Source organism: Pseudonocardia pini (assembly GCF_013870575.1).
Classification (GTDB): Bacteria; Actinomycetota; Actinomycetes; order Mycobacteriales; family Pseudonocardiaceae; genus Pseudonocardia; species Pseudonocardia pini.
Window position 1 is genome coordinate 1 of the sequence record NZ_JACBXB010000700.1, and the last position, 2,941, is coordinate 2,941.

Sequence of the window (2,941 nt, forward strand, 5' to 3'; positions counted from 1 at the left end):
GGGATCCGTCGGGGCCGGGGCCAGGCCGTCGCCGTCGACCTGCGGGCGGTGCTCGCCATGTCCGCCGCCTGTCCGGACACCCGCGCGGGCCTGCGGGACCGCGCGATGCTCACCCTCGGCTTCTACGGCGCGACCCGCGCCAGCGACCAGGCCCACCTGCTGGCCGCGGACGTGACGGTGGAGCAGAACGGGCTGGTCCTCGACGTGCGGGTCGGCAAGACGACCGGCCGCAGCGCGCTCCCCCGACGTCGGCACCCGCTGCTGTGCCCGCGCGCGGCCTGGCTCGCCTGGCAACGGGTGAGCAGCGGGGGTCCGGCGTTCCGTCGGGTCGACCGGCACGACGTGGTGAGCGACAGCGCCCTCTCGCCCGACGCCGTCACGGCCGTCATCGCGCGGGCGGGTGAGCGGGCGGGCCTCCCGCACCCCGTGACCTGCCACTCCCTGCGCGCGGGCTTCGCCACCGAGTCCTACCGGGCGGGCGCGGCCCTGCTCGACATCGCGCAGCAGGGCCGCTGGGCCCCCGGCTCGCAGGAGCTCTTCCGCTACATCCGCACCGTCGACCAGTGGCGCCACAACGCCGCCGACGCCCTGGACCTACCCCCCTGACCCCACGCCGTCAGGGATGGGGTCAGGATCGGCGCTTCAGGTAGTCCGCCACCACCTCGGCGCCCAGGCCGTCCAGGCTCGGGGTGACCACTCGGCCACCGACGCGGTGGGCGACGTCGTCCATGAACGCCGCCAGGCGCGGGTCGTCGCCCAGCACGAAGAACGTGAAGGTCGCCTTCAGGCCGGACAGCCTGTCCAGCTCCCCGATCGTCGCCCGCAGGGTGTGCGGGCTGGGCGGGTAGTCGAAGTACGCCTCGCCGTCGGGCTCCAGGTGCGCGGTCGGCTCGCCGTCGGTGACCACCAGGACGACCGGGATGGCGTCGGAGTTCTTCCGCAGGTGCTGCCCGGCCAGCAGCAGGGCGTGGTGCAGGTTCGTGCCCTGCGCGTACGCCCCCTCCAGGCCCACCAGCTCACCGAGCTCGACGGACTGGGCGTGCCGCCCGAACGTCACGAGCTGGAGCGCGTCGCCGCGGAACCGGGTGGACACGAGCTGGTGCAGCGCGAGCGCGGTGCGCTTCATCGGCACCCACCTGCCCTCGGCCACCATCGACCACGAGGTGTCCACGAGCAGGGAGACCGCCGCGCGCGTCCGCTGCTCGGTCTCGACGATCTCCACGTCCGTCACGTCGAGTGCGCGGGAGTCCCCCGACGCGCGTCGGAGCTGGGCGTTGAGCATCGTCCGCGGCACCGACCAGGCCTCGGTGTCCCCGAAGGCCCACGGCCGCGTCTGCCCGGTCGCGTCCCCCGCCGCACCGGCCCGGCGGGTGTCCCGCTGCCCGGTCCGGCCGGAGAGCTGCTCCGCGACGTCTCGCAGGATCGACTGCCCGAGCCTGCGCAACGCCTTGGGGGACAACAGCAGAGACCCGTCGGCCGCCCGCTCGAACAGGCCCTGCCGCTGCAGCTCGCGCTCCAGCTGGGCCAGGGTGCGGGCGTCGACGCCCGCCTGCTCGCCGACCATCTCGGTGAGCGCCTCGAGGTCGATGTCGTCCAGCCGGGCACCGGGATAGCTCTGGGAGAGCTGCTCGGCCAGCGAGTCCAGCTGCCCGAGCTCCTCGAGCGCCCGGGTGGCCTCGCCCATGCCCATCGGGTTGTCGCCGCGGAACCGGCCCGAGCCCTGCCAGTCCTCGCCCGGCCGCATGGCCTGCAGCTGGGCGTCGAGCCGGGCCATCTGCTGGGCCAGCCGCGGGTCGCCGAAGGCCTGCTGCGAGAGCTCCATCAGCTCGGCCCGCTGCTCGGCGGACATCGAGTTGAGCATCCGCTGCGCCGCGGCGGACCGCTGCGCCAGGATGTCCGCGAGCTCGTCGGTGTTCTGCGGGTTCTCCGGGAAGAAGTCCCCGTGCTTCTGCATGAACTCGGCGAACTGCTCGGTGGTGTCCTGGCCCTGGGCGTGGTTCGCGAGCAGGTCGTTGAGGTCGGTCAACATCTCGTTGATCCGCTCGACGTCCTCGGGCGTGGCGTTCTCCATCGCCTGCTTCATGCCCTGGAAGCGTTGGTCCAACATCTCCCGGCCGAGCAGGTCCCGGATGTCCTCGTACGCCTGGCGTGCCTCCGAGGAGCGCCAGTCGTACTCGTTCAGCTCCCGCACCGCGCCGCCGGTGTCGTTCGGCAGGGCGTCGAGCTGCATCTCGCGGAACCGTGCGTCGTCCGAGTCCTCGTGACCCAACGACTCGCGCTCGGCGTCGAGGGCGCGTGCCAGCAGCTCGCGGACCTCCTGCAGCGTGCCGTCGAGCCGGTTGTCCCGCTGCAGGTCCCGCCGCCGCTGCCAGACCTGGCGGGTCAGGTCGTCGAGACCCCGGCGGCCCTCCAGACCACGCCGGAGCAGCTCCTGCAGCGCCTGGCGCGGCGAGGAGCCCTCCATGACGTCCCGGCCGATCTGGTCCATGGCCGACCGGATGTCGAACGGCGGCGCCAGCGGGTCCGGTCCCCCCGCGTACGGCCCGTACGCGTACCGCCTGCGACGACGCCGAGGATCAGCCATATTCGACCGTCTCTCCGTCGTCGGTCTCGTCCTTCGCGAGCTTGCGCGTGAGGAACAGGTACTCCAGCGCCAGCTCCGCGGCCGACGCCATGGGCCCCGGGTCCTCGGTCCCCTCGGCCCCGAGCCGGGTCGCGACCTCGGTGAGCGCGGAGACCGTGGGCAGCTTGGCGACGACCTCGGCGGCGGGCACCCGCTCACCGGTCCGGACCGGCCGGGAGGCGACCGCCTCCGCGAGCTCGCCGAGGTCCACCCCGCGCAGCGCGAACCGCGCGGTGTCGGCGATGGCGCGGCGCAGCAGGTGCTCCAGGATCTCCTCCTCGCGCCCCTCCTCGCCGGACTCGAACTCCAGCTTGCCGC

The 2,941-nt window shown here is 73.6% G+C and carries 2 protein-coding genes and 1 pseudogene; 1 reads left to right on the forward strand and 2 read right to left on the reverse strand.

Translation table 11 applies throughout. The annotated features are described in order from the left end of the window. A partial coding sequence (locus H5J29_RS27395) for a tyrosine-type recombinase/integrase (RefSeq protein ID WP_181783885.1) occupies positions 1 to 606 on the forward strand: 606 nt, incomplete at its 5' end. A 22-nt stretch (positions 607 to 628) separates the two neighbouring features. On the opposite strand, the gene H5J29_RS27400 is transcribed toward H5J29_RS27395, so the two are convergent. Together H5J29_RS27400 and H5J29_RS27405 are read right to left on the reverse strand one after the other, a co-directional pair. After that, a complete protein-coding gene (locus tag H5J29_RS27400) occupies positions 629 to 2,584 on the reverse strand; it encodes a vWA domain-containing protein (protein ID WP_181783886.1) in 1,956 nt (651 codons plus the stop codon). Further along, positions 2,577 to 2,941 (reverse strand): annotated as a pseudogene (locus tag H5J29_RS27405) (magnesium chelatase); the annotation flags it as partial. The gene H5J29_RS27400 and the pseudogene H5J29_RS27405, both read right to left, overlap by 8 nt.

Coding starts and splice junctions, on each gene's coding strand:
- H5J29_RS27400 (WP_181783886.1), bottom strand. CDS start 2,584: ATGGCTGATCCTCGGCGTCGTCGCAGGCGGTACGCGTACGGGCCGTAC.